The sequence below is a fragment of the Mycobacterium sp. smrl_JER01 genome (genome assembly GCF_048513595.2).
In the GTDB taxonomy this organism is placed as follows: Bacteria; Actinomycetota; Actinomycetes; order Mycobacteriales; family Mycobacteriaceae; genus Mycobacterium.
This window is the reverse complement of the sequence record NZ_JBLXXK020000001.1, coordinates 5816383-5839632: the sequence shown is the minus strand read 5'-3', so window position 1 is coordinate 5839632 and position 23250 is coordinate 5816383. Positions and strand designations below refer to the sequence as shown.

Annotated in this window: 19 protein-coding genes and 4 pseudogenes; 11 read left to right on the top strand and 12 right to left on the bottom strand. The window is 65.9% G+C overall.

The window, feature by feature from the left end; all coding sequences use genetic code 11:
• Positions 1–908: 908 nt before the first annotated feature.
• A pseudogene (locus ACNUDN_RS27575) lies at positions 909–1115 on the top strand (acyl-CoA dehydrogenase family protein); the annotation flags it as partial.
• Positions 1116–1171: 56 nt separating this feature from the next.
• Here the strand turns inward: ACNUDN_RS27575 and ACNUDN_RS27570 are convergent.
• Positions 1172–2407 (bottom strand): IS256 family transposase, encoded by a 1236-nt coding sequence (locus tag ACNUDN_RS27570; protein WP_419120839.1) that lies wholly within the window; start codon positions 2405–2407, stop codon positions 1172–1174.
• A 134-nt stretch (positions 2408–2541) separates the two neighbouring features.
• On the opposite strand from ACNUDN_RS27570, the pseudogene ACNUDN_RS27565 reads away from it, so the two are divergent.
• Positions 2542–3509 (top strand): annotated as a pseudogene (locus tag ACNUDN_RS27565) (acyl-CoA dehydrogenase family protein); the annotation flags it as partial.
• 70 nt (positions 3510–3579) lie between these two features.
• Here the strand turns inward: ACNUDN_RS27565 and ACNUDN_RS27560 are convergent.
• Complete coding sequence (locus ACNUDN_RS27560) at positions 3580–4167, bottom strand: TetR/AcrR family transcriptional regulator (RefSeq protein WP_419124850.1); 588 nt, start codon at positions 4165–4167, stop codon at positions 3580–3582.
• A 318-nt stretch (positions 4168–4485) separates the two neighbouring features.
• Here ACNUDN_RS27560 and ACNUDN_RS27555 point away from each other — a divergent pair, with 318 nt between their 5' ends.
• Positions 4486–5178 (top strand): DUF305 domain-containing protein, encoded by a 693-nt coding sequence (locus ACNUDN_RS27555; RefSeq protein WP_419125341.1) that lies wholly within the window; start codon positions 4486–4488, stop codon positions 5176–5178.
• A gap of 20 nt (positions 5179–5198) precedes the next feature.
• On the opposite strand, the gene ACNUDN_RS27550 is transcribed toward ACNUDN_RS27555, so the two are convergent.
• Positions 5199–6386 (bottom strand): sensor histidine kinase, encoded by a 1188-nt coding sequence (locus ACNUDN_RS27550; protein ID WP_419125340.1) that lies wholly within the window; start codon positions 6384–6386, stop codon positions 5199–5201.
• Positions 6387–6397: 11 nt separating this feature from the next.
• Positions 6398–7141, bottom strand: a complete 744-nt coding sequence (locus ACNUDN_RS27545) for a response regulator (protein WP_419124849.1) — start codon at positions 7139–7141, stop codon at positions 6398–6400.
• A 462-nt stretch (positions 7142–7603) separates the two neighbouring features.
• Here ACNUDN_RS27545 and ACNUDN_RS27540 point away from each other — a divergent pair, with 462 nt between their 5' ends.
• Positions 7604–7966 carry a BlaI/MecI/CopY family transcriptional regulator gene (locus ACNUDN_RS27540; protein ID WP_419124848.1) on the top strand — a complete coding sequence of 121 codons (363 nt, stop codon included), beginning with the start codon at positions 7604–7606 and terminating at the stop codon, positions 7964–7966.
• Positions 7966–8886, top strand: a complete 921-nt coding sequence (locus ACNUDN_RS27535) for a M56 family metallopeptidase (RefSeq protein WP_419124847.1) — start codon at positions 7966–7968, stop codon at positions 8884–8886. The genes ACNUDN_RS27540 and ACNUDN_RS27535 overlap by 1 nt, the downstream gene beginning before the upstream one ends.
• A gap of 393 nt (positions 8887–9279) precedes the next feature.
• Here the strand turns inward: ACNUDN_RS27535 and ripB are convergent, their stop codons facing one another.
• Positions 9280–10029 (bottom strand): NlpC/P60 family peptidoglycan endopeptidase RipB, encoded by a 750-nt coding sequence (ripB, locus tag ACNUDN_RS27530; RefSeq protein ID WP_419124846.1) that lies wholly within the window; start codon positions 10027–10029, stop codon positions 9280–9282.
• 446 nt (positions 10030–10475) lie between these two features.
• Between ripB and ACNUDN_RS27525 the strand changes: the two are divergent.
• Both ACNUDN_RS27525 and ACNUDN_RS27520 read left to right on the top strand, forming a co-directional pair.
• Positions 10476–10657, top strand: a pseudogene (locus ACNUDN_RS27525) (heavy-metal-associated domain-containing protein).
• Between the two features lie 46 nt (positions 10658–10703).
• Positions 10704–12845: a heavy metal translocating P-type ATPase gene (locus tag ACNUDN_RS27520; protein WP_419124845.1), complete on the top strand. Its 2142-nt coding sequence runs from the start codon at positions 10704–10706 to the stop codon at positions 12843–12845.
• Positions 12846–12869: 24 nt separating this feature from the next.
• Here the strand turns inward: ACNUDN_RS27520 and ACNUDN_RS27515 are convergent, their stop codons facing one another.
• Complete coding sequence (locus ACNUDN_RS27515; RefSeq protein WP_419124844.1) at positions 12870–13784, bottom strand: TIGR03564 family F420-dependent LLM class oxidoreductase; 915 nt, start codon at positions 13782–13784, stop codon at positions 12870–12872.
• An 83-nt stretch (positions 13785–13867) separates the two neighbouring features.
• On the opposite strand from ACNUDN_RS27515, the gene ACNUDN_RS27510 reads away from it, so the two are divergent.
• Positions 13868–14467 carry a TetR/AcrR family transcriptional regulator gene (locus tag ACNUDN_RS27510; protein ID WP_419124843.1) on the top strand — a complete coding sequence of 200 codons (600 nt, stop codon included), beginning with the start codon at positions 13868–13870 and terminating at the stop codon, positions 14465–14467.
• A 62-nt stretch (positions 14468–14529) separates the two neighbouring features.
• Here ACNUDN_RS27510 and ACNUDN_RS27505 read toward each other — a convergent pair whose 3' ends face one another.
• The 4 genes and pseudogenes from ACNUDN_RS27505 to ACNUDN_RS27490 form a co-directional block, all read right to left on the bottom strand.
• A complete protein-coding gene (locus tag ACNUDN_RS27505) occupies positions 14530–15492 on the bottom strand; it encodes a sensor domain-containing diguanylate cyclase (protein ID WP_419124842.1) in 963 nt (320 codons plus the stop codon).
• Positions 15493–15657: 165 nt separating this feature from the next.
• Positions 15658–16353: an anti-sigma factor gene (locus ACNUDN_RS27500; RefSeq protein ID WP_419124841.1), complete on the bottom strand. Its 696-nt coding sequence runs from the start codon at positions 16351–16353 to the stop codon at positions 15658–15660.
• Positions 16350–16892 (bottom strand): sigma-70 family RNA polymerase sigma factor, encoded by a 543-nt coding sequence (locus ACNUDN_RS27495; RefSeq protein WP_419124840.1) that lies wholly within the window; start codon positions 16890–16892, stop codon positions 16350–16352. Before ACNUDN_RS27495 ends, ACNUDN_RS27500 begins: the two co-directional genes overlap by 4 nt.
• A gap of 320 nt (positions 16893–17212) precedes the next feature.
• A pseudogene (locus ACNUDN_RS27490) lies at positions 17213–17578 on the bottom strand (winged helix-turn-helix domain-containing protein); the annotation flags it as partial.
• Between the two features lie 471 nt (positions 17579–18049).
• On the opposite strand from ACNUDN_RS27490, the gene ACNUDN_RS27485 reads away from it, so the two are divergent.
• The gene (locus ACNUDN_RS27485) at positions 18050–18997 is read left to right on the top strand and encodes a GlxA family transcriptional regulator (protein ID WP_419124839.1); all 948 of its coding nucleotides are present in this window, start codon (positions 18050–18052) and stop codon (positions 18995–18997) included.
• A gap of 7 nt (positions 18998–19004) precedes the next feature.
• On the opposite strand, the gene ACNUDN_RS27480 is transcribed toward ACNUDN_RS27485, so the two are convergent.
• Both ACNUDN_RS27480 and ACNUDN_RS27475 read right to left on the bottom strand, forming a co-directional pair.
• The gene (locus tag ACNUDN_RS27480; protein ID WP_419124838.1) at positions 19005–20012 is read right to left on the bottom strand and encodes a zinc-dependent alcohol dehydrogenase family protein; all 1008 of its coding nucleotides are present in this window, start codon (positions 20010–20012) and stop codon (positions 19005–19007) included.
• A 308-nt stretch (positions 20013–20320) separates the two neighbouring features.
• Positions 20321–21037: a TetR/AcrR family transcriptional regulator gene (locus tag ACNUDN_RS27475; protein WP_419124837.1), complete on the bottom strand. Its 717-nt coding sequence runs from the start codon at positions 21035–21037 to the stop codon at positions 20321–20323.
• Positions 21038–21146: 109 nt separating this feature from the next.
• Here ACNUDN_RS27475 and ACNUDN_RS27470 point away from each other — a divergent pair, with 109 nt between their 5' ends.
• Together ACNUDN_RS27470 and ACNUDN_RS27465 are read left to right on the top strand one after the other, a co-directional pair.
• On the top strand, positions 21147–22289 hold the full coding sequence (locus tag ACNUDN_RS27470) for a VOC family protein (RefSeq protein WP_419124836.1): 1143 nt from the start codon (positions 21147–21149) through the stop codon (positions 22287–22289).
• Positions 22286–23224: a fumarylacetoacetate hydrolase family protein gene (locus ACNUDN_RS27465; RefSeq protein ID WP_419124835.1), complete on the top strand. Its 939-nt coding sequence runs from the start codon at positions 22286–22288 to the stop codon at positions 23222–23224. The genes ACNUDN_RS27470 and ACNUDN_RS27465 overlap by 4 nt, the downstream gene beginning before the upstream one ends.
• The last annotated feature ends 26 nt before the right edge of the window (positions 23225–23250 follow it).

Sequence of the window (23250 nt, the reverse complement as noted above, 5' to 3'; positions counted from 1 at the left end):
TCATCGGGAAGACATTTCGAGCGCTCTCAGCATTCACCCGGATTACGCGCCGCCTCGCGGCTTCCACTCGCACCGGGTTGTCGAGACGACATACGCGATTTGGCGCGACGGCCTCCGTCCTTTCGGACCGCGACGTTGGTGTCAGCACGCTTGAGTGGACGGTTCGACGTGTGCTCCAGCGAGGTCGGACGTGCGACTGGCTCGTCCCGCACGTCCAGCCGACACCCAGGGGCGCCGCTGCCACCGCAGCGGCCTCGGTCACGGACATGGAGCGGCCCCGCAGTTGCGCAACGCAAGTACTCGACTGTGCCGTGACGCACGGACGGCGTTGGGCGCCAAGAAATTTCGTTGGGCGTAAAACCTCTCCCGCTTTCAGGCTTCACTCCGGCACCGTCGAGCGCAGCGGGAATCACCAAGGGAATCAAATCGCCGATATTCCGGTTAGATCCAACATCGGGACATGCAGGACGAGAATCTGCGGAGAAAGAGGCGACACCAATGAAGAGGTTCGGATCGGTCGGAATAGTTGCAGGCATCGTATCGGCGTTCTTGATCGGCCTTGCAGGTGCCGCCCAGGCTGCTGACAATGGCTCCGGGAATAACGGCCGCGACGGAGGCGTTTACAGTCGCGACAGCAACTACCCATGGCGGGATCAGCTGCAGCCCAAGGTGAAGGTACCGCGTGTCGACACCAGTGTGCGCAACTCACGGTAGCCATGGTGACCGGGTCGTCGGCTTCGCTTACGTGCCAATACTTTTCGGATTCATCTGCCGGTGATGGCGTTGGCAGCGCCATCGAGGTGGCCCTCGACCAATTGAGCCCAAAGGGCTGATCTGACAGAAGCGGATCGATCGCAGTGCCACTCAGCCCGACCGTAGCATACTAAAAAGTATGTTACGGTCGGGCTGTGTCTGCTGCGAACACCCCTGTGCATGGGATCACTGACGAGTTCGTCACGCGGTTGGCGCAGCGCGCCGCAGAAGCCGAGCGTCTGCGCCGTCTCCCCGCCGAGACCATCCGAGAGTTCAAGGACAGCGGGTTACCCAACCTCTTGCTTCCCAGGAAGTTCGGTGGTGTGCAGGCGTCATTTGCGGAGTTGCTGGACCCGGTCCGGGTCAAGTCCAGGGACGTGGTGTACGACGTCGTCGTGTGATTCTTCGTCGTGATGGTTCAGGCGGTTAGTGCCGCGGGGGTGTCCTCCTGTTCGGTTGGGGTGCCGTTGACGGTGCGTGATTTGCTCAGGACGTCAAGTCCCAGGTAGCGCCGCGACTCGGCCCATTCGTCGTGTTGTTCGGCCAGGACGGCGCCCACGAGGCGGATCAGCGCGTCGCGGTCGGGGAAGATCCCGACGACGTCGGTGCGCCGGCGGATCTCCTTGTTGAGACGCTCCTGGGGATTGTTGGACCAGATTTGGCGCCAGATCTGTTTGGGGAACGCGGTGAAGGCCAGCAGGTCCGGCCGCGCCGCTTCGAGGTGTTCAGTGGTCTTGGGCAGTTTGTCGGCGAGGGCGTCGATGATCCGGTCATATTGGGCTGCAACGGATTCAGAGTCAGGTTGGTCGAACACCGAGTGCAGTAGCGTCTTGACCCACGGCCAGGACGCCTTCGGGGTGACGGCCATCAAGTTGGTCGTGTAGTGGGTTCGGCAGCGCTGCCAGGCCGCGCCAGGCAGAGTGGCGCCGATCGCGGCGACCAGCCCGGCGTGCGCGTCGCTGGTGACCAGCTTGACCCCGGACAGCCCACGCGCGGTCAGCGACCGCATAAACGTCAACCAGCCGGCCCCGTCTTCGGCGGTACTGACCTCGACGCCCAGGATCTCCCGATACCCGTCGGCGTTGACCCCGACCGCGATCAGGGCGTGCACGTTGACCACGCGGCCACCTTCACGGGCCTTGAGGACCAGGGCGTCAGCGGCCATGAATGTGTATGGGCCGGCGTCCAGCGGCCGGGTGCGAAACGCCTCGACCGCGGCGTCGAGTTCTTTGGCCATCACGCTGACCTGCGACTTCGACAGGCTGGTGATGCCGAGGGTCTCGACGAGTTTGTCCATCCGCCGCGTGGACACCCCGAGCAGATAGCACGTCGCGACCACCGTGGTCAGCGCCCGCTCGGCGCGTTTACGGCGTTCCAGCAGCCAGTCCGGGAAGTACGAGCCGTGGCGCAGCTTGGGGATCGCCAGATCCAACGAACCGGCGCGGGTGTCGAACTGGCGATGCCGATACCCGTTGCGCGAGTTGGTGCGCTCAGACGTTCGTTCGCCGTACCCGGCGCCGCACAGGGCATCGGCCTCGGCGCCCATCAGGGTGTGGATGAACGTGGCCAGCAGCTCGCGCAGCACGTCGGGATGGGCGGTGGTGAGTCGTTCGGCCAGCACGGCGGGCAGGTCGATATTGTGGGCGGTGGTCATCGCGTCGATTCCTTTGCTCGAGTGACTTTGGTCGGTCTCTCGAAGAATCACGCGATGACCTTCAATCATTCGGCTACGACACGCCGGTAACCCTGATCAGGCCCGACTCGTACACCACTCTGCTGGACGCAACCCCGGTCCGTCGCATGGCGCACGGATGCACGTCGAGTGCGTGGACGTTGGGCTTCTACGCTCTGCACAACTGGATGTTGTCGCTGTTCGATCTCCAAGCCCAGGAGGAGATCTTTGCCTCCGGTCCGGTGTTGGCGCCGGCCCCACTGGCACCAACCGGTCGCGGTGAGCCCGCGTCCGGCGGTATTCGCCTGACCGGTCGGTGGTCGTGGGCCACTGGTGTGATGGATGCAGAGTGGATCGTCGTCGGCGCGATCGTCGAGCGCGAGGACGGGATCGACCCGGCACTGGTGGTGGTTCCCGCCTCGGAGATCGAGATCGTTGATGTGTGGCATACCGCGGGGATGCGGGGGACAGGATCGAACGACGTAGTGATCACCGATGTTCTCGTCCCTGAGCATCGAGTGGTTTCGTCGCCGATATCTATGCTGGAACGGCACCGGGGTCACGCGCGCACGCTGGCTCGACATACCGATGGCCGATGGTGCCGGCCTTGGCGATGACGGCGGCGATGCCGGTGCTCGGTACCGCTGAACGGGTGGCGGAATTGTTCGCTGAGCGGTTGGCGGGCCGGGTGCTGGCTTACAGCGGCGTGGCGCAGAAGGACCAACCGGCCGCACAGATCAGGCTGGCCAGTGCGAACGTGCGGCTGCGTGCCTTGCGCATGCTGATTGACGATGTCGTCGGGGAAATCGAAAGCCGCGCGGCGACCGGCGACCCCATCAGTCGTACAGTGCGCGCGAACGCCCGTCTGGCTGCCGCGCACACTGTGCACGACAGTCGCAGCATCATTGCGGGCCTCATGGAAGCCGCAGGCGCAAGCGCACATTTCCTCGACAACCCGATGCAGCGCGCCAAACGCGACGTCGACATCGTCTCCGGTCACGTGGTGTTCGACTATGACACCAGTCGTGAGTTGGCAGGGGCGTTGGTGACCGGGGCGAAGATCTCGCCGATCGCGATGGTGTGAGCATGCGGACGCTGTGGGCTGAGGGATCGCGAGGAGGCGCTGGCGGTCGCCCGGGAACGCGGCACTGAGCTCAGGCCGATGCACGACCGCTCAACATGAGATCGAGGAATTGCTCGCGCTGACTTGCCGATTGTGCCTGTGCTGCGGAACCGGCGAGGTGCAGCAGTCCGATTCCTGCCGCGAAGGTCGAGTTTGCGCGAAGCTTCGCAGCGGCTGGGCTGAAGCCGGCGTCCAGGTAGGCCCGGGTGACCGCCCGAAGGATGCGCCGGTCAGCTGACCGCACGCTGGCCGCAGCGGTGGCATTGGTACGTGCCCATTCCCGCATCGCCCGTTCCAGGACCCAATGCTCCGGGCTGACCAGATCTGCCAGCATGCGCGACAACCGTTCCCGCGGGGGCAGCGCCTCGAGTGCGGCCAGCGATCGGCGGTCCTGTTCCAGGAACACGTCCCAGGACGCGATCAACGCCGCTCGGAAGCTATCCATGTTCTCGAAGTGCCAGTAGAAGCTTCCCCGGGTCGCCCCGACCTGCTTGCAGAGATTCTCTATCTTGAGGGCGCGCATTCCTTGCTCGGCGATCACTGCATAGCCGGCCTGCAACCAGTCGTTCTCAGACAAGCGTGTGGAGGCAGGGTCTGGCCTAGGCTTTGGAGCAGGCATGCGTGCAGACTACGACAGCAACCTCTGGGAGGTGGCCGAGCTCCGCGACCGGCACAGCGCCTGAACACATGTCGCCGACGATTCGCCAACGCCGATCCCGCGCAGCCGGCGCTGGTTGAACCGCCCCGGCATCACGGAGATGAATTGCCCCAGGTTCGGCGGTGCCGCGAAACGTGGTCTCGGGCCGCGGGTCTTCATCGAATCTTCATCGGATCACGAACCGACCGATACGCGTCCTGCTGAGGCTGGAGTGCGGCGGCGAAATCACTGCCGGATGGACGCATGGTGTGGCGAATGATGTTCGAGGAAGGATGTGTGTTGCAGCACAGGCATTTTGGATACGGACTGGCGGCGATCGCCGCGTCGGCCCTTCTGGTCGGCGGTTGTTCCAATGCGACGACCGAATCCCAGTCATCGACGAGCACGACGTCGACAGCAGCGTCGGCACCGGCCCCGCCCAGTGCTGCTAGCAGCGACGCTGCCCACAACGATGCTGATGTGGCGTTCGCCGAGGGCATGATTCCTCATCACCAACAGGCGATCGAGATGAGCGACATGCTGCTCGGCAAGCAGGGAATCGATCCTGACGTGGTGTCACTGGCCAACGAGATCAAGAAGGCTCAAGGTCCTGAGATCGAACAGATGCAGCGCTGGTTGCAGGACTGGGGAGTGTCGTCGTCGACGTCGGCGCCCAGCACCCCCGCAACGCCCGGCCATGACATGCCGGGTCATCAAATGCCCAGCGGAGACATGGGTGACATGCCGGGCATGAGCGGCGGCGGCATGGGCATGATGTCGGAAGCCGATTTGGCTGCGCTTCAGAACGCGCAGGGCGCGGAGGCGACCCGGCTCTTCCTGATGCAGATGATCGAGCACCACGAGGGCGCGATCATGATGGCGCAGCGGGAAGTTGACAACGGCCAGTTCCCGGCGGCGGTCGAGATGGCGCGCAACATCGTGTCTTCTCAGCAAGCAGAGATCGACACGATGCAGGGAATGCTGGATAAGTAGCGCGGGCAAAGAGGTGGCGGTCAGGGATGCGCTGAGTCGGCCGCCGCAGGGTGTTCTTCGCTGCGCATCGGGATGACCGGCAGGTCGATGGTGAAGGTTGCGCCGGCCCCGGGGCCAGCACTGGCTACCGAGATCGATCCGCCGTGGGCTTCGACCAGCGCTTTGGCGATGGCGAGCCCCAAGCCGGCGCCGCCGTGCGCGCGATCGCGGGCGGTGTCGGCCCGGTAGAACCGTTCGAACACGCGGGTGACGTGCTCGGCGGCGATCCCTTCTCCGGTGTCGGCCACGGCGATCTGCACGTGGTCGCCCTCGCGACGGCAGTGAAGGTGTACCGACCCGCCGGGCGGTGTATGGCGTAGCGCATTCTCCAGCAGATTTCCCAACACTTGAGACAGTCGTTGTTCGTCGGCCCACAGCGGCGGCAGCACCTGCTGGAGGTGTACGCGCAGTCCGACCCCCTTGGTGTCGTAGCGTTCTTGAACTGCTGAGACGCAGTGGCGGGTGAGGCGGTCGACGTCGATGGTGGCGTATGACATGGACACTGCGCTTTCCTCGGCCTTTGCCAGGGCAGCGACGTCATCGGAGAACCGCACCAGCCGACGGGTTTGGTCGCGCAGCATAGCTGCTGTCCGGGGTGTCAGGGTGCGAACGCCGTCTTCGAGTGCCTCGAAGTAGGCCTCCAGCACTGCGACCGGTGTGCGGATCTCGTGCGCCAGGTCTCCGAACAGTTGCTGTCGTGTCGAATCGACGGCTTGAAGCCGGGAGGCCATCTGGTTGAAGGCGGTCGCGAGGGCGTCGAAGTCGTCGCCGAGGTGCGGCGGCGAGACGCGGATGTCGTAGTTCCCGTCAGCGACATCGGTGGCCGCGGCAGCGACTTCGGTGATGGAGCGTTGGAGGCGTCGACTGACGTAGAAGCTGACCGCGAGCGCGGCCAGTGCGGATACCGCCAGGGCGCCTCCGATGGAGAGCACCGTTGCGTAGCCGTAGGCCTCTTCGGCGTGGATCTCCTCCGGGGAGCCCGTCGGAACCCCGGCACGGTGGAGGTGTTCGCGGAACAGGGGTGGGCCGACGACGGCGGCCACCACCGCGGTCGTCGCGGCCCCGGCTGCCAGCACGATGGCTTGGGCCGCCAGTAGCCGCAGGCCGATACCGCGCAGGCCTCGCTGTCGACGCTGGCGACGAGACGATGTAGGTGGGGGAGTCGACAGCGGCGGGGGAATCACCGGCCGGTTCCCATCCGGTATCCCACCCCTCGAACCGTCGCGATGTAGCGGGGGTGTGCTGCGTCATCGCCGAGTTTGCGTCTCACGTGTCCGATGTGGACGTCGATGAGGTGCTCGTTGCCGACCCATGGTCCGTCGCGGACGATTTCGAGAAGTTGTCGGCGGCTCAGCACGATCCCCGGCCGCGCGGACAGGGCATCGAGAATGTCGAACTCGGTGCGGGTCAACAGGATCTGTTCGTCGTCGATGCCTACCTCGCGGGCGGCGACGTCGATGCTCAAGGCGCCGAAGCGGCGCGGTGGGCCAGTCTGCCGATCGGCGGGTGCGATGGAAGTTTGCAGGATGCGAGGCCGCCGCAGCATGGCACGGATGCGGGCGACCAGCTCGCGGGGACTGAAAGGTTTGGTGACGTAGTCGTCGGCGCCGACGGTGAGGCCGAGCACGGTATCCATTTCGGCATCACGGGCGGTGAGCATGACGACGTAGGCATCAGAAAAGGTCCGCAACTGCCGACAGACCTCCAGCCCGTCGATGCCGGGCAAACCGAGGTCGAGAATGACGACATCGGGGTCCAAATCGCGTGCGACGGCGATGGCATCGACACCGTTACCGGCCACGACGGCTTCGAACTGTTCGCGTTCCAGATAACTGGCCACCACTTCGGCCAAGGGGAGTTCGTCGTCGACGACCAGCGCGCGGTATCCCTTCGCCTGCGCGGGTGTGCCCGGGTTGTGCTTCATGTCCCTATGGTGCCTGCCGGTGCATCCGTGACGAGGTCACCGCCGCCCGAGCGGGCCGATCTTCAGCAGATCTTCACAAGACTCATACCGATTACCTGCTACGGCGGGCCGAGGCTCGCTGTGGCGGAGGGTCTGAATGCGTTGGCCAATGGAGATGTCTCGGATCTCGCAGCCCGTGAAAGGCGCCTGAGGCCACTTCTGGGCGGGCTCAGTACGTAGTGTGGTAGTACGTAATTGAAACGTACATCGCTCAGGCATCAGGAGGAACGTCTGTCACAGTCTCAGATCGGCGACAACTGTGCGCGACGATCGCTGGTCCGACCCGCCGGCGCCGGCGGGTCCTGGTGGAATGCTGCGGGGTGGGGCGTATAGCGGCTTTTCGCAGCTCGGCGGCTACATTAGGGGCTGTAGAGTCTCGGGGCGAGTAGGCCAGCTCGTCGTGGAGAGCAGGAGAGGCGCGCAATGGAACAGCGAGGATTCGGCGACCTCGAAGCGGTGGTCATGGACTGCGTGTGGGATCACGCGCAGCCTGTCACGGTGCGAGAGATCTTCGACGATATCTCCCAACGCCGCCAGATCGCATACACCACAGTGATGTCGACGATGGACAACCTGTACCGCAAGCACTGGCTGGAACGTCAGCGCGATGGAAAAGCGTATGTGTACCAGGCGGCGATGAGCCGAGAGGAGCGTTCCGCGCGTCTGATGAAGGCTGCGTTCGACGCCGGCGGTGATACCGATGCGGTGCTGGCCTTCTTTGTCGACCAGATGAGCGCAGAGCAGTCCGCGCAACTGAAAGCGGCTCTGCGCAAGGGACGTCGGTGATGACTGCCGCGCTGTGGATGCTGGTTTACGGCTGCGCCCTCACCTGGTTGGCGCCACCGGTTCTGAGGCGGATGACCTGTCACGGCATCAGTCCCCACCTGGGCGTCGCCGCCTGGCTGGCCACTGTCGCCGCGACGCTGGCGGCATGGTTGGTCGCGCTGGTCATGGTCATCAGCGCGACGACGGACAGCATTCGCACCGGCGCGGTCGTGACGCTGTGCCTGGAACTCTTCGGGTTCTCCGAACACACTCCCATGGCAGGAAGAATCGGTTCAGTTGTTCTTGTCGGTGTAGGAACCCTGACGTCGGGATTCGTCGCGCTGAGAATCGGTCGCTGCTTGTCGCGGCTGCGGGCGCGAAGTCACGAGCACGCCCATGCCGCGCACATCATCGGTCGGCCCACCGACCATCCCAACGTGGTGGTCGTGGACGCTGAACGGCCTGCTGCCTACTGTGTGGTCGGTCGCCCGAACGCCATCATCGTCACCTCCGCGGCCATGAAGTCGCTGAGCCGGTCACAGCTCAAAGCGGTTCTGGCGCATGAGAATGCGCATATCTCTGGGCGCCACCACCACATCCTCATGGTGCTCCGTGCTCTGGCGGGCACACTGCGCCGGCTTCCGCTTTTCGCGGCAGCCCCGCATTGTGTGGGCGAACTGCTGGAGATGTGCGCTGACGACACCGCCGTGCGCCGTGTCGGCACACATCCGTTGCTGGCTGGATTATCTGCTCTGGCCGGGGAGCACCCTCCTGCACAGGAAGGCCTCGCCGCGGCCGGAACAGCGGTCATCGCGCGAGCGCAGCGCCTGGTCACCCCCATCCGTCGCCACGTGCGATGGCGCCACCGCATCTGCCTGACGGCCGCGATCACCGCCATGCTCGCCGCACCCACTCTCATCCAGGTGCTCTGTCACCACTAGCGCCTCGTGACCACCGCAGCCGCCCAGGGGAAAGCCATCGGCGCGTGCGCTCGGCCCGTTTGACCGTGACCCGGAGGTGGTAGTGGTGTGCCGGGGATCATCGGAGCACGGCGTCGCCGTCCTCGTCCCGGTTCTCCCGGCCGAGATGGCGCCATGGGTATCGCGGGTAGGGGTGGTCCCAATCGGCCGCCGCGACATGCTCAGAACGCGAATACGGTAGAGAATGAGGCATTTTCGCCTGTGCGGTGAACTCGGCGATGCGAGATGATCCGCGGGAGCTCGTGACGTGTCGGAGCGCTACGTCCGCATGGTCCGCGGCATCGGTGCTGTCTGGCCGGCTGAGCGGTCACAAGAGACGTGGATAGGGCTGTCGGTGTGAAGAAGCCTGCGGGGTCAGGTCTCGATGATCCGTACGACGTAGGGTGTCATCCCTGCGGTGCGCACCGGTGAAATCTTGATGGGAACGCCGGTTTGTTGCGCCTCGATCATCTGCCCGCCGCCCAGGTAGATCGCTTCGTGTTGGCTTCCGCCGGGCCCCCAGAACAGCAGGTCGCCGCGCTTAGCCTGCGCGGGAGGTACCTTCCGGCCGGCGTTGTACTGGTCGCCGGACCATCGCGGCAACAGCACCCCGACGCCGGCGAAGGCGAATCGTGTCAATCCTGAGCAGTCGAAACCGACGGTGCCTGCGCCTTGGTCGACTCCGCGACTGGGGCCGGTGAGGCTGCCCCCTCCCCACGAGTAGGGAACACCGATCTGCGTACCTGCCCTGCGGATGACGTATTCGATCGCCTGGGCACCGTAGAGACGGTTGCCACGGGCGCTCGTTTCGGGGCTTGCCGCGGGACTGACGATTCCGAGACTGCTCAGGAAGCTGCGCCCCAAGTCCATCGCGGTTCGGGTGGCAACGGCCGTCGCCTGCAAGGACGCGCTGGCGATGGCCACGGGATCGCCGGGCGCTCCCGCGCTTGGCATCCTGGGCAGGAGTGGGTCCCATGAACCGGCTGCCGGTTCAGCGGAGGCTGCTGGCACGCACGCGACAAAGATCGTCGCGACGACAGCAACGGTCACCACGGCGACGCGTCGAAAGCCGAGCTCGGAGATGTGGGCGACCTTCGGGCGCACGCAAGGGGCCATCGGTTCCATGTGGCTTTCTTTCTGTCGGCAGTCGGAGCGCCGGTGATGGTTCTCGCCGAAAGTCGAGCCAGAGCGTTCCGTACTGTGCGGCAACGATGTACGTAGTGGGTACGTAGATCAGCGTAGACCACAAATGTCTCATCAGTAACAGCAGCAACATAATTACAGACCTGGAATTTGGCGACGTCTCAAGGCTGGCGGCAGTTCGTGAGTCGTCAATACTGACGCGGGTCGCTTTCCGGAACGGCGAAACATGTTGCTACATCGAGGATTCAGGGGACCCTTGGCCGCTTTGTGACCGCGGTGATGCAGGCTGTGATCAGGTTTCGCCCGACGCACATTCGCGCTTGCTTATATACCCTATGGGGGTATATTCAGGGTTCATACCCTGGTGGGGTATGCCACGAATCTGAAGGGAGCCAGTGGTGAGCACAACCACCTACGCCGTGGCAGGCATGACCTGCGGACATTGCGAGACGTCGGCACGCGAGGAAGTTGAAGCCTTGCCGGGGTGCGGCAGGTTGAGGTGAGCGCAGCGACCGGCACGCTGGTGGTGAGGTCCAACGGTCCCGTCGACGATGCGCAGATCCTGCGCGCTGTCGAGAAGGCGGGTTATTCGGCCCAACGAATCGCATGAACGCAGCTGGAACGACCGATAATGCGAAGTCCCACAAGGAAAGAACATGACTGACCGCGATGACCACAGCGTCGCAACATCCCACACCGGCGGATACGCCGATCGCCCATCCCCCGGCGGACACCCTGAAACCCGCGCGGAGACCGAACATCACGGCCACGAAGGCGACACCGGCAATACCGGCCATACCGGCCACGGCGGCCATGGCGGCGATCACGTCGGGCAATTCCGCAGACTGTTCTGGATCAACCTGATCATCGCCATCCCGGTCGTCGCGTTCTCACCCATGTTCGCGATGCTGCTCGGCTACGGCATTCCCGGCTTCCCCGGTGCCCGATGGATCGCACCCCTGCTGGGGACGGTGATGTACGTCGTCGGCGGGCGGCCGTTCCTCACCGGCGCCGTGAGCGAGATCCGTTCCCGCAAACCGGGAATGATGCTACTCATCGGCCTGGCGATCACCGTTGCCTTCCTCGCGTCCTGGGGCGCGAGCCTGGGCCTGCTCCACCACGAGCTGGAGTTCTGGTGGGAACTGGGTCTGCTCATCGTCATCATGCTGCTCGGACACTGGGTGGAGATGCGCTCGCTGGCGCAGACCACCTCGGCGCTGGACTCACTGGCCGCACTGCTGCCCGACGAGGCCGAGAAGATCGACGGCGACCGTACCGTCACCGTCTCGCCGGCCGACCTGGACGTCGGCGATCTGATTGTCGTCCGACCCGGCGGCAGCATCCCCGCCGACGGCAAGATCGTCGACGGACGCGCCGACATGGACGAATCCATGGTGACCGGCGAATCCCGCCCGGTCACCCGCACCGTCGGAGACCCCGTGACAGCCGGCACCGTCGCCACCGATTCCGGACTTCGGGTCGAAATCACCGCCACCGGCGACGACACCGCCCTGGCAGGCATCCAACGCCTGGTCACCGAAGCACAGAACTCGTCCTCACGTGCCCAGCGCCTCGCCGACAAGGCCGCCGGCTGGCTGTTCTGGTTCGCCCTGGGCACCGCTGCCATCACCGCGGCGGCATGGGCGGTCGTCGGCGACCCCGACGCCTCAGTCGTGCGAGCGATCACCGTGCTTGTCATCGCGTGCCCCCACGCGCTGGGCCTGGCGATACCACTGGTCGTGTCCATCGCCACCGAACGCGCCGCCAAAGGCGGCGTCTTGATCAAAGATCGGCTGGCGCTGGAAGGAATGCGCACTGTTGACGCCGTGCTGTTCGACAAGACCGGCACCCTGACCAAAGGTGAACCCACCGTGACCGCCGTCGAGGCCACCGGAGACGACGACGGCGACACCGTCCTCGCGCTTGCCGCCGCCGCCGAGACTGACAGTGAGCACCCCCTGGCGCGGGCGATCGTGAAAGCTGCCGAGGACCGGGGTCTTACCGTCCCACGCGCCGGCGGTTTCTCGTCCTCTCCCGCTGTCGGTGTGACCGCGACGGTCAATGGGCACGAGATCCGAGTGGGCGGTCCCCGACTCCTCGAAGAAGTCGGCGCGCAGGAGGTCCCTGCGGCCGACGCATGGCGCGCCGAAGGCGCCATCATCCTGCACGTCATCCGCGACGGGTCGGTGCTCGGCGGACTGCGTCTGGCCGACGAGATCCGGCCCGAATCCCGCGAAGCCGTCGATGCGCTGCACGAGCTGGGCGTCGAAGTCGTCATGATCACCGGCGACGCCGAAGCCGTCGCCGATGCGGTCGGCCACGAACTCGGCATCGACCGGGTATTCGCCGGGGTGCGCCCGGAAGACAAGGCGTCGAAAGTCGCTGCGCTGCAACACGAAGGTAAGAAGGTCGCTATGGTCGGCGATGGAGTCAACGATGCGCCTGCCTTGGCGCAGGCCGATGTCGGCATCGCGATCGGCGCGGGCACCGACGTCGCCATCGCCTCCGCCGGTGTCATCCTGGCCAGTTCCGACCCCCGCTCGGTGCTGTCGGTCATCGAACTGTCCCGTGCCGGCTACCGCAAGATGAAGCAGAACCTCTGGTGGGGCGCCGGATACAACCTCATCGCGGTACCACTGGCTGCCGGTGTGCTGGCGCCGATCGGCATCGTGCTGCCCATGTCGGTGGGCGCCATCCTCATGTCACTGTCGACGATCGTCGTGGCGCTCAACGCGCAACTTCTGCGCCGCCTGGATCTGGCACCCGAGGCCAGCACGCGGGCCGTGCTCAACCGCTGACCGGGTGGGTGGGCCGCGGAAGGGTCATCTCCCAAAAAGGTAATCGAGCGTGCGCTCCTGGGTCGCGGCGTCGCCGAACGGTATGCCGACGAACTCGGTCACCCCGATGTCGGCCAGGCGGTGCAGCTGGGACTCCAGGTAGGCCTCGTCGCCCGCGATGCTCACGTCGCCGGGGCCGGCGACGCCTTCGCGATCGAACACGGCTCGGTAGGCGGGCGCAGACCTGGAGGCGGCAAATGTTTCGTCAATTGTGGTGCGGACGGCGTCGGGGTCGGTGGTCAGCACCACGGGAAGGCTGGCGATGACCCGTGGTGCAGGACGACCCGCGCCGGCGGCCGCCTCGGTCAGCAAGGGGACGACGTGCTCGTCAAGAGTGCGCGGCCCGGCCCAGGCGGTGACGGTGCCGTCGGTGCGCGACCCGGCGATGCGCAGCATGCGTGGACCCAGCGCGGCAAGGACCACCGACGGCATGGGCGCTTGCGCCACTTCGAGCTGCCCGACCGCGGTCAAAAACTCGCCGCGCACTTCGACGGCCTCGCCGGCGAGCGCGGGCATGAGGGCGGTGAGGTACTCGTCGAGGAACGTGGCAGGCCGGTCGTAGCGGTAGCCGAGCGCCTCGACGATGGTCGGGTGGCTGACGCCGAGGCCCAGCGTGAGACGGTCGCCGACGGCGGCCGAGGTGGTCGCCGCCTGCCTGGCCAGCGTGAACGGATGCTGCCCGTAGATCACGCTGACCGCTGTGCCCAACCCTACGTCCGGCGCGCGCTCGCCCACCAACGCCAGGGTGATCAGGGGATCCCAGCCTGAGGAGCCAGGCAGCGCGGGCAGCTGCGGCAACCAGATAGCGGCGGACCCCCGCGCAGCAATGCCACTGAGAGTGTCGACGACCTGCGTCAACGTGTGGGCCGGATCGGGCATGGGCATGGCGCTGATGTGCATGAGTGTCCTGCCTCGGTAAGATTCGGAGAGAGTCTCCGGTCACGATACGGAGACTGTCCCCGCTTGTCCAGAGAGGTGGTTGTGTGGAGACTTCGCCGACCCCGTCACGGCCGTTGCGAGCCGACGCCGCGCGCAACCGCCGCGCCTTGCTCGACGCCGCGTTCACGGCGTTTCACGAGGGCGGCGTCACCGCGTCCCTCGATGACATCGCCAAGGCTGCCGGTGTCGGCGCCGGCACCCTGTACCGGCACTTCCCGTGCCGAGACGATCTGGTGCTGGCCGTCATCGACGACCGCCTGCTTGCGCTGGCCGAACGCGGTGAGCAGATGGTGGACGATGCCGATCCCGTTGCTGCGTTCACCGACTGGCTTGACGCGTTCGCCACCCAGGCCGGGCTGTTCGACGGTTTGGCCCGCACTCTGGTCAACCCGGAGGCGGGTGACGACACCACGTGCAAACGGAACAGGCGTGCCGGTGCGGCGCTTCTCGATCGCGCCGTCGCCGCGGGTCAATTGCGTGCGGATGTCTCCAGTGCAGACCTGCTCGACGTGGCCATGGCTATCGCGTGGCTTGGCGATCAGGGCCGCGACGCCGCGCAACGCTCCCGGCTGCTGGCACTCGTCCTGGACGGGATGCGCCGGGTCCCGTCCGGCTCGTGTCCGGGGTCCTCGCCACCCGCGTGATCAGCGCACTGGTGAGCGCGCGCAGTCACAACGCGATGAACGCATGAGACCGCATGCGAACGTCAGCGCAGAGGCCTGCCCCGGCTCAGATATAGCGCGACATCGGCTTGTGCGAGAAGTCCCGCGATGCTGGCGTCGGGCAGGGTTTGGGTGGCGGTGCCAAGACTGACCCCGGGCGTGTGCCGGCGGATGCTGCCCAGAAACTCCTCGACGACCGCGGGTTCCTCACCGGTGATACAGGCGGCGAATTCGTCACCGCCCAACCGCGCCAGTACTGCGTGCCGGGGCGCCGACTTTTTCCAGTGGTCGGCGTAGTCCGTGATGCGGCGGTCACCGGCTGAATGACCGTAGGTGTCGTTGAGCTTCTTGAGGCCGTCAATATCGAGGGCGATGACGGTGACGGTGGCCGGCGGGCCGTGGCGGGTGAGAAGCTCGGTGGTGGCGATCTCCCAACCGGCGCGATTGAGGAGGCCGGTCAGGGGGTCGGTGCACGCGGCGGTGAACATCGCGCGCATGAGCAGGCCGAAGGACTCGGCCGCTCCGATGATGGCGACGCCGATGATGAGAAAGGTGATGACGCCGACGTGCGGTGCCGGCGAGACGCCGACCGCGATCATGCAAGCGGCGGTCAGAGCGGTGATCTGGAACAAGGCGTGCCGGGGTGAGTGGAACGCCCGCAGATACATCGCCAAGAACATCGGGCCGATCAAGCAGACGTATATGGCGGTCAAGGTCACGTGGAAAGCGATCACAAGGGGAGTGGCCGCGATCGCGGCGACAATCGCCGGCATCGGTTGATCAGGCTTGGCGGCCAGCCATGCCAGCGCCGATGTCCCGAGAACGATGGCGACGATCCCCCCGAGCGGGTTCCCGTACGCCAGGTCGGTACGCACCGGAAAGAACGTGAACACCACACCGTAGAGATAGAGAAACGTGGTAGCGCTCAAATAGATTCGCAATAACCGGACCCGCTGCTTGCCGAAGACGCCGCTGCTGGCGCCGGCGAGCGAACTGGGCTGATACACGACGCCAATGTGCCCGTAGCTGTGCCGATCGTCAACCGCTGCACAACCTTTTGCGGCGCCCCTACTGAATTCAGCCCGTAGACGACGCCGACCGCATCGGGTGCACACTGGTCAATCGTGATGACCGCTCACACGGACGTTCTGCGGCCGCTACTTATGGCAGGGTCACGTCAGTTGACTGACCGCCAGCGGTGTGGCGGTACCGGTTTCGCGGATGATGACGCTGCGGATGTCCGCGGTCGGAATCATCGTGGCGGCGGCGAGGTTCGATGCGTCCTCGCCGACAGGACTCCATGTCGCCACGGTGGTCTGGCCGTCGTCAGTCGTGACGACCAGGTCGTAGCCACTGACGGTTTTCGCCCAGTCCTTCGTGTATTCGCATTGCCAGTCAAGACGGGTACCCCAGGGTTCCTCGGTGACGGCAAGTGCGGCGGTCACGCCCGGCCGCTCGCCGGCGGCCATCGCCTGGAACGACACCCCAGGCGGGGATGGGCGCGGAATCGCCGTGTATCCCACGATGCCGCCGAGCAACAGCAGTGCCGCCGCGGCGGCGAGCAATGACGCCCATCGCGTCCCACCGGAGCGCTGCCGGCGTCGCTGCGCAGCAGCTGTCAGCGAGGTCGGCTGGACGCGCCCCGGCACCTGGTCCTGGTTCGATTCAGGCTGCTCATCGAGCAGCGCAAGCGCCTCTTCTGGCGAGAGCACGTCCAAGACGGCCAGAAGATCTTCGGAGTCGTTCAGGGCGGCAGTGCGCTCAGGTGCCTCGCTCAGGTAGCGCTCGTAGTCGGCGGCCTCCTCGGCGGTGAGTGCACCGAGCAGGTAGGCGGCATCCCAGTTCTCCATGTCGCGATCGGAGGTCATCGGACGATCCCCCTTTCTTCCAAGGTGCTGCGCAGCTCGCGCAATGCGTAGTGCAGCCTGGATTTGACCGTTCCGGGCGGAATGCCCTCGGCGCGGGCGATCTGAACCGCGGTTTGTCCCAGGTAGTGCACTCGTACCAGAACGGCTCGATGCTCGGGGCTCAACGTCCGCAGCGCATCGGTGACCACCCACTTGTCCACGGCGGGCCCGAACAGATCGGGTGCGTTGCGCTCGGGGAGGTTGTCGGTCTGCAGCTCGCGTTGGTGGCGCGAGCTGCGCCGGTCGTCGACCACCAGGTTCCTGGCCACGGTGTGCAGCCAGGCCCTGATCGACTCCTCGGAGCCGGCCGTGAGCAGGGCGCTGTTCTTCCAGAGCCGCAGCAGCGACTCCTGCACGACATCCTCGGCGAACTCTCGATCACCGCGGGTCAGGCGAAGCACATAGCGAAGTACGGCCGGCCCGTGCGCGTCATGGATCTTGCGCAGGAGTTCGGCCTGTGCCGGTTCGCCGCCCGGGTCCTGGCGCGCGGGGTCGGTCATGCGGAGCGCTACCTCGATCGGTGTCTGGTGCTGTCGGGAGTTGGCCACGGCGCAGGCGATCGTGCGCCGTGACCGGGGACCCCCATGCTGGCAGCGTATCGGTGTCGGCGGTTGCGGCGCGCCCCTCAGCTTCAGGGATGCGGTGTAGGCGCCTCCCCGGTTGGCCACCGAGCCGACCACCTTCATCTCGGCGGACCGTGATACTCCCTGCGCCGGGTCGAGGGAGCGAGGCGGTGGCGCGTCCGATGACGTGAGCGTGACCGCCGTGAGTGGAAATGCAGACCGCCGCCGACGTCAGCGATGTCGCCGAGGTTCAGTATCACCTCGGGCCCCGAGGGCTCGGGGGCCGCCAGGGTGCCGATGAACTGGTATCCGCGGCCCCGCACGGTTCGGATGAGGTGCTGAGACTGGCCGTCGTCGCCGAGTGCGCGCCGCAACGCCTTGATGCGGCTGGTCAGCGCAGCCTCTCCGACAAATCGACCACCCCACACGGTGTCGAACAGTTCGTTCTTCGTCACGACCCGGCGATGGTTTCTCACCAGATGCACCAGTACGTCGAATACCTGCGGCTCGACTCGTATCGACTCACCGGCGCGGCGCAACTCGTAGCTGGCAGCATCGAGGGTGAAGTCGCTGAAACGCCACGCGTCGCACGTCGGCGCGGATGGGGTAACCGAGGGGGTCATCGCGAGTTCATCCCTTTCGAGTGTTCAGCGGGCCCCGGCGGGAGCTCGCACAAGTAACGACGGGCCACGCCCCACAAAGGTTCAGCCGAACCCAGAATTTCTCGCGCGAAGTGCCCGACAAGCGGCCCGGCCATCACCCACCGAGCCTTACAGCGCGTACCTCGAACGCCAGACCGCGCAGGCCGCCGCATACTCTCGGGTGCTGGGCATCGGGCGGGAGGACCGTGAAGACCGCCATGGTGAGAACCGCTGTGTCGGTGCGGGATACGGCAGGAGTCGGTATCCCGTCACCCACTATTGGCCGGGGCGCGGAAGTGGAAACAGGGTGGGACACTCCCACCCTGACCACCGACTGGCGTGAGCCCTGCGCCGCGGCGCCGTCCCCGACACCGGCACACAGATGGCAGTAATGCGCATACGTGCGAGGATGGTGACGCGGTCGGCGTGTGACGACCGGATCGGAGTCGCATGATGCAGCGACCACATCGGGTGGTGCTCCTCGTGCTCGACGGGGCGCTTCCACTTGACGTCGGAATTGCGGCGGAAGTGTTCCATCCGGAGACGGGGTTCAACTACGAGGTGTCGGTCTGCGGGGTCACCGCCGGAATGGTGCCGTCCCACGGAACCTTCGGCTACGCGGTCCCGCGGGGCCTCGACGCGTTGGTCGACGCGGACACGATCATCGTCCCGGGCTACGCCCCGGCGGGGCGGCCGATACCGATGGAGGTGTGCGAAGCGCTCAGGAGCGCTGCATCCCGCGGGACGCGCATCGCCTCAATCTGCTATGGCGCCTTCGCCCTTGCCGAAGCCGGCCTGCTCGACGGCCTGCGGGCGACGACGCATTGGGATGCGGCAGAGAAGCTCGCGGCGCGGCATCCGCTGATCACGGTCGAGCCGAACGTGTTGTTCATCGACGAGGGATCCATTCTCACCTCGGCGGGCGCCGCCGCCGGTCTCGATCTGTGCCTGCACATCGTTCGGTGTGACCTCGGCGTGAGTGCGGCCAACGAGATCGCACGAGGACTCGTCACCGCGCCCTACCGCGCCGGTGGCCAGGCCCAGTACCTGCCCAAGACGAGCTCGGTGGCCCGGGGCGAAACCCTCGCCGCGACGCGCGAATGGGCCATGACGCGGCTCGACCAGCAGCTCACGATCGCCGGGCTCGCCGCCCACGCACGGATGTCCCCCCGCACCTTCCTGCGTCGTTTCGCCGAAGAGACCGGTAGCACGCCACTGCAGTGGATCCTGCGGGCGCGGGTCGACACCGCCCGCGAACTCTTGGAGAACACCAGGCTGTCGGTGGATCGCATCGCCGAACAGGTCGGTCTGGGAACCGGGTCGAACTTGCGACTGCATTTCCGCCGGCTCCTCGATGTGTCGCCCTCGGAGTACCGCGCCACCTTCTCCGGCCGGGGCTAGCGTTCCGCTACGAGATCTGCGGGGGCAGCGAGACGGTTTCGCCCGCCACATCGATCGCGACCTTGCCGTGCATCGCATACGACCGGCGATTCTCCAGGAGTTCATGAGCCTCGCCCATCCGAGCGAGCGGAAGAGTCGCGCCGATCACCGGCTTCACCAGGCCGCGCTCGACCAGTGAGGTGAGTGAGTCCAGCTTCGCTTGATTCTGTCGGGTGAAGACGAAGTGATAGGTGGCGTTGCGCCCCCATGCCTCGATGAGGTTCTGCGGCTGCGCGATGTCGACGATGCTGACGACGCGTCCGGAGTCGGCGAGTGTCAGCGGGCTGCGGGTGAGGGTGTCGCCACCGATCGTGTCGAAGACGACATCGACCCCTTTGCCCTGCGTGATCTCGGCCACGGCATCGACGTAGTCCGTCGAGTTGTAGTCGATCGCCGCATGCGCTCCGAGCGAGCGCACGAATTCATGGTCGGCTGCTTTTGCCGTGGTGAGCACCCGCGCACCGATCGCCTTCGCGACCTGGATCGCGATCGTGCCGGTACCTCCCGCGCCGGCATGGATGAGGATCGTCTCTCCCACGGTGAGCTGCGCTCGCGTCACCAGGGACTCCCAGACCGTTCCGCCGACGAGTGTCAGGCTTGCCGCCTCCAGGTGACTGAGGTTCTCCGGCTTCCGGGCGACGAGATCCACGCCGGCGACGTGGTGCTCGGCGTAGGAGCCGGGGCCGCCGAAGATCTGGGGCGTGTAGTACACGTCATCGCCGGCGCGGAACTCGGTCACGTCGGATCCGACTTCTTCGATCACGCCGGAGACGTCGTGCCCGATGATCGCCGGCAGCGGCACATAATCCGCATAGTCTCCGCGCCGGATCTGATAGTCGAGCGGGTTGATCGCGGTCGCGTGGACACGCACCCTGACCTGGCGGGGTCCGACGCGCGGTATGGGGACCTCGCGCAGCTCGAAAGCATCGGCCCCTCCAAAACGGCTGAGCACAATTGCTTTCATCGAGTCGGTCATATCGGTGGTCCTCATTGTCCTTGCGGGTGATCGTGGTTGCGGGTGCGCGACGTGCCGGGACGGGCCGCTCTCTCAGTGTCGCGGGTTGGATCCCTATCTTCCAGTGGCGGCATTGCCAATATTCGAGAGGAAAATGACACGTCCTGGGTGGCGGTGTGCCGCCGTGAAAAGGTCGATGTGAAGGGTCCTCAGGAGATCCGCGACGTTGCCGGCACGTGGATCGGTTGCGCGCAGGATGGCGATGCCGTCGTCATCGAGATCGACTGCAGCAGGGTGACCACAGGCCACGTCAGCACTGACGACCAGCTTCAGGACGGCGTGGCGTCCGCGGCCACGGGAGTCGGCCATTCGGCCGGTGAATCCTGCAGTGCCGAAATGTCGGGCAGCGGCTTCTGGCACAGCGTCCTGGCCTGTTTCGGCGTCATGCCGAGGGTGCGCAGCAGGCGCTCGGTCACTTCGTCGACGGTGGCTACGGCGTCGTGGTGAGGTCGCTCGCGCAGCAGCGTGGTGAGACCGACGAGCATGCCGCCGGCGATGGCCAAACCGAGTTCGGGGTCGGTGATCGTGAAGCGGCCTTGCTCGATTGCCGCGGCGATGTCGCGCAGTGCCCGCGGCGCCAGGCCTCGGTCGGACATGATGAGCGAGTTGGCGTGGGCAAGTAGCAGCGCGGCTTCCTGTGGGCGGTAGCGCATCAGGCGCCCGGTCAGTCGGTAGTTGGTGGCGAAGGCCTCGGCAGGATCGGATACCGATTCGGTGAAGGCGTCGAGGAGGGCGCCGAGGTCGTCGAGGGCGTCGGTGACCGCGGCCTCGAACAACTCCTCCTTGCTGGAGAAGTGGTTGTAGAACGATCCCATTCCCACGTCGGCTGCCTGGGTGATCTCAAGAATGGGGACGGCGAGTTTGCCTTGGGCGATGAAGCCCTGGGCCGCCCGCACCAGAGCATTGCGGGTACGCATTTTGCGCCGCTCCAGGCGGTTGACCGTGGGGTGCGGCGATACAGCTGCGTCGCGATCGGGCACGTCCATGTCGCAGAGAATATCAGCGAACTCCAGTCCTGAGGATTTCGTCAGAAGCCTTGACTGAGCGATTCCACGTATGTGACGATTTCCTCAATTCGATGTGGAGGAGGCTGAGGTGGCGCACGCGGTGACACCGGTGACCGACGGACACAAGGACTTACACAGCGAACGCGGCGCACTCCGCGGGGAGCACTCGGGCCGATCCCGCGATCCGCTGATTCGGGTGGCCGATATCGCCTGGGTGGAGTTCGACAAGCCCGACCTGATGCGCGCGGAGGCCTTCGCTCGCGCGTTCGGGTTCGGCGTGGCCCTGCGTCAGCCCGAGCAGCTGCACCTGCGCGGCACCAATGCGGGAGCGCCCTGTGTGCTGCTGCGGCGCGGCAACAACACCCGCTTCGCCGGACTGGCCTTGCGCGCCGCCGACGACATCGACGTACTGCGCCTGGCCGACAAGACCGGGGCGCCGATGCACCCGCTGCCGGAATCCCTCGGTGGTGTGGCCGTGCAGTTGACCGATCCCAGTGGCATCGCGGTCAAAGTCGTCGCCGGCCTGCATGATCTTCCCGCCCAACCCGCGCAGGCCGCGCAGGTGGTCAACACCGGACCCGACGACGCGCGTATCAACGCCACCGTCCGTCCGCCGCGGGTCCCCGCCCGGATCCAGCGACTCGGGCACGTGGTACTGCAATCCACGACCTATCTCAAGACACTCAACTGGTATCTCGACACGTTCGGGATGATCGTCAGCGACTTCCTGTTCTTCCCCGGTCAGCGCGAGCGCGGACCGGCGATGAGTTTCATCCGCTGCGACCGCGGCGCGACGCCGGCCGATCACCACACGCTGGCCTTGGCGCTGGGCCCGGCAAACCGCTATGTGCACTCGGCCTATGAGGTCGGCGATCTCGACGCGCTGGCCGCCGGCGGCGAATACCTGCGGGATCGTGGGTACTTCCGCTCCTGGGGGATCGGCCGTCACATTCAGGGCAGCCAACTCTTCGACTACTGGCGCGACCCCGACGGCTTCCTCGTCGAACACTTCACCGACGGCGACATGTTCGACAGCACCCTCGAACCCGGCTGGGCTCCGTTCACCGCATCCGGCCTGGCGCAATGGGGTCCACCGGCGACCAACGACTTCCTCGACACCAGCCCGCGTGCCGCCCGCCATCAAGTGACCTCGATGCTCGCCGCCTTGCGCGGCGACAACGAATTCGATTTCCACCGCCTCATCGGACTGCTGAAAGTAGCCACGTCATGACACTCTCCGTCCTTCGCACCGCTGCCGGCTGGTGGGTCCAGACCCCCACTGGAGCCGCCCGTATCGCCACCACAGCGACCAGCACCCGTCAACTGTTGGAGGCCCGGCCCGCCATCGATGCTGCCGCCGCCGAAGGCGGCACCGTCGCCATCGACGAGCTCGAACTGCTGTCACCGGTGACGGCCCCGTGTCGTGTCATCGCGCAGATGACCAACTTCGAGTCACACGTCAAGGATTCGGGCATGGATCCGAAGACGGTGCCGCTCACCTTCTTCCGTAAGTCGTCGGCGTCGATCACCGGGCCATTCGGTGAGATCGTTCGGCCGTCGCATGTGGGCCTGCTGGACTACGAAGTCGAGATCGGACTCGTGATCGGCCGCGACATCCCGGTGGGCACCGCCATCACCGATGCGAATCTGGCGGACTACATCGCCGGCTTGACCATCACCAATGACGTCTCCGCGCGCGACATCCAGTTGCCGCAGACGCAGTTCTACGAAGCCAAGTCGTATCCGACCTTCACCCCGGTGGGGCCCGCGCTGGTGCTGCTGGAGCCCGCGGAGCTGGCGCGCTTCGGCGACCTGCGCCTGCGGCTCAGTGTCAGTGGCCAGGAACGCCAGAACTCCATCGTCGACGGGGACATGCTCTACCGGCCGCTGCAGGCGCTGCAGTCGCTGACCCGCTTTCAAGACCTGGCGGCCGGCGACCTGATCCTCACCGGCACCCCCGCGGGCACCGCGCTAACCGCTCCACCCAAGCCGATCGAGATGATCGGCAACCTGCTGCCTCCGGCGGTCAAGTGGAAGGCCTTCTTCTCCCGGCAGGCCAAGAATCCGAAGTACCTGCAGCACGGCGACGTCGTGGAAGCATCGATCGCCACCGACGACGGCGCCATCGATCTCGGTGCGCAGCGGTTGGCGGTGCGGCACGCATGAGTGACGACTTGCTCTGGCCCGCAGCG

Coding starts and splice junctions, on each gene's coding strand:
- ACNUDN_RS27570 (WP_419120839.1), bottom strand. CDS start 2,407: ATGACCACCGCCCACAATATCGACCTGCCCGCCGTGCTGGCCGAACGA.
- ACNUDN_RS27560 (WP_419124850.1), bottom strand. CDS start 4,167: ATGCCTGCTCCAAAGCCTAGGCCAGACCCTGCCTCCACACGCTTGTCT.
- ACNUDN_RS27545 (WP_419124849.1), bottom strand. CDS start 7,141: ATGAAGCACAACCCGGGCACACCCGCGCAGGCGAAGGGATACCGCGCG.
- ACNUDN_RS27540 (WP_419124848.1), top strand. CDS start 7,604: ATGGAACAGCGAGGATTCGGCGACCTCGAAGCGGTGGTCATGGACTGC.
- ACNUDN_RS27535 (WP_419124847.1), top strand. CDS start 7,966: ATGACTGCCGCGCTGTGGATGCTGGTTTACGGCTGCGCCCTCACCTGG.
- ripB (WP_419124846.1), bottom strand. CDS start 10,029: ATGGAACCGATGGCCCCTTGCGTGCGCCCGAAGGTCGCCCACATCTCC.
- ACNUDN_RS27520 (WP_419124845.1), top strand. CDS start 10,704: ATGACTGACCGCGATGACCACAGCGTCGCAACATCCCACACCGGCGGA.
- ACNUDN_RS27515 (WP_419124844.1), bottom strand. CDS start 13,784: ATGCACATCAGCGCCATGCCCATGCCCGATCCGGCCCACACGTTGACG.
- ACNUDN_RS27500 (WP_419124841.1), bottom strand. CDS start 16,353: ATGACCTCCGATCGCGACATGGAGAACTGGGATGCCGCCTACCTGCTC.
- ACNUDN_RS27495 (WP_419124840.1), bottom strand. CDS start 16,892: ATGACCGACCCCGCGCGCCAGGACCCGGGCGGCGAACCGGCACAGGCC.
- ACNUDN_RS27485 (WP_419124839.1), top strand. CDS start 18,050: ATGCAGCGACCACATCGGGTGGTGCTCCTCGTGCTCGACGGGGCGCTT.
- ACNUDN_RS27480 (WP_419124838.1), bottom strand. CDS start 20,012: ATGACCGACTCGATGAAAGCAATTGTGCTCAGCCGTTTTGGAGGGGCC.
- ACNUDN_RS27475 (WP_419124837.1), bottom strand. CDS start 21,037: ATGGACGTGCCCGATCGCGACGCAGCTGTATCGCCGCACCCCACGGTC.
- ACNUDN_RS27465 (WP_419124835.1), top strand. CDS start 22,286: ATGACACTCTCCGTCCTTCGCACCGCTGCCGGCTGGTGGGTCCAGACC.